This is a genomic window from Pseudomonas sp. UBA4194, from assembly GCF_002379585.1.
Taxonomy (GTDB): Bacteria; Pseudomonadota; Gammaproteobacteria; order Pseudomonadales; family Pseudomonadaceae; genus Aquipseudomonas.
In genome coordinates this window covers 1-4,590 of record NZ_DFUE01000027.1, presented here as the reverse complement: position 1 = coordinate 4,590, position 4,590 = coordinate 1, and the positions used below count along the sequence as shown (strand labels likewise).

Sequence of the window (4,590 nt, the reverse complement as noted above, 5' to 3'; positions counted from 1 at the left end):
AGGAGCGGCGTACAGCCGCGAAGAGGCCCTAAAGCCCCACACAAAAAAAAGCGCCCCGAAAGGCGCTTTTTCATATCCCGCAAAACCGCATCCGCTTACTGCAGCGAAGGGGTCTCGCCAGATTCCTGCATGCGCTGCAGCTCTTGCGCGTACAGGGCATCGAAGTTCACCGGCGCCAGCATCAGGGCCGGGAACGAACCGCGGGTCACCAGGCTGTCCAGGGTCTCGCGGGCGTACGGGAACAGGATGTTGGGGCAGAACGCACCCAGGGTGTGGCTCATCGAACCTTCGTCCAGGCCCTTGATCAGGAAGATACCGGCCTGTTGCACTTCGGCGATGAACGCCACTTCTTCACCGTTCTTGACGGTAACCGACAGGGTCAGCACGACTTCGTGGAAGTCGCCTTCCAGACCTTTCTGACGGGTGTTCAGGTCCAGGGCAACGCTCGGTTCCCATTGCTGGCGGAAGATCGCCGGGCTTTTCGGTGCTTCGAACGACAGGTCACGCACATAGATGCGCTGCAGCGAGAACTGCGGTTCGTTTTCGGCGGCAGCGCCATTGTTCGCTTGGTCAGTCATCGCAGATCCTTGTGATCTTCAGAGGTTGTTCGTCAGGGGTGTGGCATCACGCCTGCAGCAGCGCATCGAGCTTGCCCGCGCGCTCCAGGGCGAAAAGGTCATCACAGCCGCCCACATGGGTGTCGCCGATCCAGATCTGCGGCACCGAAGTGCGGCCCGCCTTGGCGCTCATTTCGCGGCGCAGATCCGGCTTGCCGTCGACCTTGATTTCCTGGAACGCCACTTTCTTGCTTTCCAGCAGGTACTTGGCGCGCGAGCAGTAAGGGCAGTAGTCACTGGAATAGACGACGACAGGTTTCATATCACTTCACCACGGGCAGGTTGTCGGCACGCCAGCTCGAGACACCACCGGACAGCTTGGCGGCGGTGTGGCCGGCCTTGGTCAGTTCGCCGCAGGCGCTACCGGCGTGCTGGCCGATGGCATCTACCACGATCAAGGTCTTGCCCTTGTACTTTTCCAGCTCGCCGACACGGCTGGCCAGTTTGTCCTGGGGAATGTTCAGCGCGCCAACGATATGACCGGCGGCGAATTCCTTCTTGTTGCGGATATCCACCACCACGCCCTGTTCGCTGTTGACCAGCGCGGTCAGTTCACGGGGGCTCAGGCTCTTCGCGCCCTTGCTGACTTCCATCATGATCAGCATGACCAGCAAGACCACGAACGCGGTCACGAGCAGATAGTGATTTGTGGCGAATTCAATCAGGTGAGCAACCATCAGCGGGTTCCAGGGCGTTAAAATGTCGGCCAGTATACACAGCCCCCCAGTCCGGCCAAAGCCCGCCGGACGGAACCGTACAGCGCTTTGGGCTGTCTGTCGTTATTGTTCATGAGCCTTGCCGAAATAAACCCGCAAGATTCGTCACGCAGGCGCGCAATGCCCTAAAATGCCGACTTTTCCTGAATTCTCTTCCTGACAATAGCGAGTGGGATCCATGACAACCACGCCCAAACCTCTGGTCCTGATCATCCTCGATGGTTTCGGTCACAGCGAAAGCCACGAATACAACGCTGTCTATTCGGCCAACAAGCCGGTGCTCGACGGCCTCATGGCCAAGCAGCCCAACGGTTTGATCTCGGGGTCAGGCATGGATGTCGGGCTGCCCGACGGACAGATGGGCAACTCGGAAGTGGGCCACATGAACCTGGGCGCCGGGCGCGTGGTGTATCAGGACTTCACGCGGGTGACCAAAGCCATTCGCGACGGTGAGTTTTTCGAAAACCCCACCCTCTGCGCTGCCGTCGACAAGGCCGTGGCTGCAGGCAAGGCCGTGCACTTCATGGGCCTGCTGTCCGATGGCGGCGTGCACAGCCACCAGGATCACCTGGTGGCCATGGCAGAACTGGCCGCCAAACGTGGCGCCGAGAAGATTTACCTGCACGCCTTCCTCGATGGCCGCGACACTCCGCCCAAAAGCGCGCAGTCCTCGCTGGAGCTGATGGACGCCACCTTCGCCCGCCTGGGCCGTGGCCGCACCGCCAGCCTGATCGGCCGCTATTTCGCCATGGACCGTGACAATCGCTGGGACCGTGTCGCCGCCGCCTACAATCTGATCGTCGACGCCGAGTCCGAGTATCATGCCGCCACCGCCCTGCAAGGGCTGGAGGCTGCCTACGCGCGTGGCGAAAGCGATGAGTTCGTCAAGGCCACCACGGTTGGCGAGCCCGTGCGGGTGGAAGATGGCGACGCCATGATCTTCATGAACTTTCGCGCCGACCGCGCCCGCGAACTGAGCCGGGTGTTCGTCGAAGACGGCTTCAGCGACTTCCCGCGCAAACGCCAGCCCAAGCTCGCCGGCTACGTAGGCCTTACCCAGTACTCGGCGAAGATTCCGGCCCCTGCGGCATTTGCTGCCACCAGCCTGAACAACGTACTGGGCGAATACCTGGCCAAGAATGGCAAGACCCAGCTGCGCATCGCCGAAACCGAGAAATACGCCCACGTGACGTTCTTCTTCTCGGGCGGCCGCGAAGAGGAATTTCCCGGCGAAGAGCGCATCCTGATTCCTTCGCCCAAGGTGGCCACCTATGACTTGCAGCCCGAAATGAGCGCGCCGGAAGTCACCGACAAGATCGTCGATGCGATCGAGCACCAGCGTTACGACGTGATCGTGGTCAACTACGCCAACGGCGACATGGTCGGCCATAGCGGCATCATGGAAGCGGCGATCAAGGCCGTGGAATGCCTGGACACCTGCGTCGGCCGCATTGCCGCCGCGCTGGAGAAGGTCGGCGGCGAAGCGCTGATCACCGCCGACCATGGCAACTGCGAACAGATGGAAGACGAGTCCACAGGGCAGGCACATACCGCCCACACCACCGAGCCGGTACCGTTCATCTATGTCGGCAAGCGCGCTGTGAAAGTGCGCGACGGTGGCGTACTGGCCGATGTCGCGCCAACCATGCTGTGGCTGATGGGGCTGGACAAGCCTGCGGAGATGACCGGGACTTCGATTCTGGTCGAGGCGTGATCGCGGGGGATCAGTGGTGAATGGTCCCCTCACCCCTCTCCCTCGGGGCGATACGGCGATCCGGGAGGGCTGGGGTGAGGGGACCTTCCACCACCGCTCCCCAACTCCGAGCCATTTTTTTTGCCACCCCAGGCGGGCATACTAGCCCCGTCCCCAACCCTGGTACTTGCCCGCCCCATGCTCCGCGCCCTGATACTACTGACCCTGACATGCCTGCTCGGCCCGGCCTTCGCCGACGAGCGCGCGCAAACCCAGCAGCAGATAGACGCCACGCGAAAAGACATCGCCGAGCTGCAAAAAACCCTGGGCAAGCTCCAGGAAGAGAAATCCGGTGTGCAGAAAGACCTGCGCACCACCGAAACCGAGATGGGCAAGCTGGAAAAGCAGGTGGAGGCCCTGCAAAAAGAACTAAAAAAGACTGAAAGCGAGCTGGAGCGCCTCGATGGCGAGAAAAACAAGCTCCAGGCCGCTCGCGTCGAACAACAACGCCTGATCGCCATCCAGGCCCGCGCCGCTTACCAGAGTGGGCGCCAGGAATACCTCAAGCTGCTGCTCAACCAGCAGAACCCGGAAAAATTCGCCCGTACCCTGACCTATTACGACTACCTCAGCCAAGCCCGCTTGCAGCAGTTGAAGAACTTCAACGAGACCCTGCGCCAACTGGCCGGGGTGGAAAAGGACATCAACCTGCAGCAGGCCCAGTTGCTGGTGCAGCAAGGCAACCTGGACAGCCAGCGTGAAGACCTGGACAAGGTCCGCAAGGAGCGTCAGGTGGCCCTGGCCAAGCTCAACGACCAGTACAAGCAGGGCGACCAGAAGCTGGCCGCGCGCCAGCAGGACCAGGCGGACCTGGCCAAGGTACTCAAGACCATCGAGGAAACCCTGGCCCGCCAGGCGCGCGAAGCCGAGGAAGCCCGGCAGAAAGCCCTCATTGCCGCCCGCGAAGAGCAACAGCGGCGCGAGCGCGAAGCGGCCGCCGCAGCCCGGCCCAGTGATGACGAAGAACCCCGCAGACCCGCACGCGCACCGTCCGGCCCGATGGTTTCCAGCACCGGCGAGAGCTTCGGCGGCCCCTTTGCTTCAGCTCGAGGAAAACTTCCTTGGCCTGTCGATGGTCGACTGTTGGCGCGTTATGGCGAAACCCGGGGCGACGATGCCCGTACCAAATGGGACGGGGTGATGATCAGCGCCCAGCAGGGCAGTCAGGTACACGCCGTGCACGGCGGCCGCGTGGTGTTTGCGGACTGGTTGCGCGGTGCCGGACTTCTGGTCATTCTCGACCATGGCAACGGTTACTTGAGCCTTTATGGGCACAACCAGACGCTGCTCAAGTCTGCCGGTGACGTGGTCAAGGCCGGCGATGCCATCGCCACCGTGGGCACCAGCGGCGGACAGAGTACGCCCGCGCTGTATTTTGCAATACGCCAGCAAGGCAAGCCGACCGACCCCGCGCAGTGGTGCCGCGGTTGATCGGTGCAGTCGTTTAAAATGCAGCCGTCACAGGCGCGAACCCGTATCAGGAGTCAGTAAGACATGCCGCATT

Annotated in this window: 5 protein-coding genes; 2 read left to right on the top strand and 3 right to left on the bottom strand. The window is 61.9% G+C overall.

Going from position 1 to position 4,590, the window contains the following annotated elements:
• Nucleotides 1-95 precede the first annotated feature (95 nt).
• The 3 genes from secB to B3397_RS07565 are packed head-to-tail and all read right to left on the bottom strand — an operon-like array spanning nt 96 to nt 1,294.
• Complete coding sequence (gene secB / locus B3397_RS07575) at nt 96-578, bottom strand: protein-export chaperone SecB (RefSeq protein WP_296248707.1); 483 nt, start codon at nt 576-578, stop codon at nt 96-98.
• A 46-nt stretch (nt 579-624) separates the two neighbouring features.
• On the bottom strand, nt 625-879 hold the full coding sequence (gene grxC / locus B3397_RS07570; RefSeq protein WP_296248705.1) for a glutaredoxin 3: 255 nt from the start codon (nt 877-879) through the stop codon (nt 625-627).
• 1 nt (nt 880) lies between these two features.
• Nucleotides 881-1,294 (bottom strand): rhodanese-like domain-containing protein, encoded by a 414-nt coding sequence (locus B3397_RS07565; RefSeq protein WP_296248703.1) that lies wholly within the window; start codon nt 1,292-1,294, stop codon nt 881-883.
• 217 nt (nt 1,295-1,511) lie between these two features.
• Between B3397_RS07565 and gpmI the strand changes: the two genes are divergently transcribed.
• A complete protein-coding gene (gene gpmI / locus B3397_RS07560) occupies nt 1,512-3,047 on the top strand; it encodes a 2,3-bisphosphoglycerate-independent phosphoglycerate mutase (RefSeq protein WP_296248701.1) in 1,536 nt (511 codons plus the stop codon).
• Nucleotides 3,048-3,224: 177 nt separating this feature from the next.
• Nucleotides 3,225-4,517: a murein hydrolase activator EnvC family protein gene (locus tag B3397_RS07555; protein ID WP_296248700.1), complete on the top strand. Its 1,293-nt coding sequence runs from the start codon at nt 3,225-3,227 to the stop codon at nt 4,515-4,517.
• Nucleotides 4,518-4,590 lie beyond the last annotated feature (73 nt).

What these genes read in the sequence shown, in the direction of transcription:
- grxC (WP_296248705.1), bottom strand. Translation starts at nt 879, where the DNA reads ATGAAACCTGTCGTCGTCTATTCCAGTGACTACTGCCCTTACTGCTCG.
- gpmI (WP_296248701.1), top strand. Translation starts at nt 1,512, where the DNA reads ATGACAACCACGCCCAAACCTCTGGTCCTGATCATCCTCGATGGTTTC.
- B3397_RS07565 (WP_296248703.1), bottom strand. Translation starts at nt 1,294, where the DNA reads ATGGTTGCTCACCTGATTGAATTCGCCACAAATCACTATCTGCTCGTG.
- B3397_RS07555 (WP_296248700.1), top strand. Translation starts at nt 3,225, where the DNA reads ATGCTCCGCGCCCTGATACTACTGACCCTGACATGCCTGCTCGGCCCG.
- secB (WP_296248707.1), bottom strand. Translation starts at nt 578, where the DNA reads ATGACTGACCAAGCGAACAATGGCGCTGCCGCCGAAAACGAACCGCAG.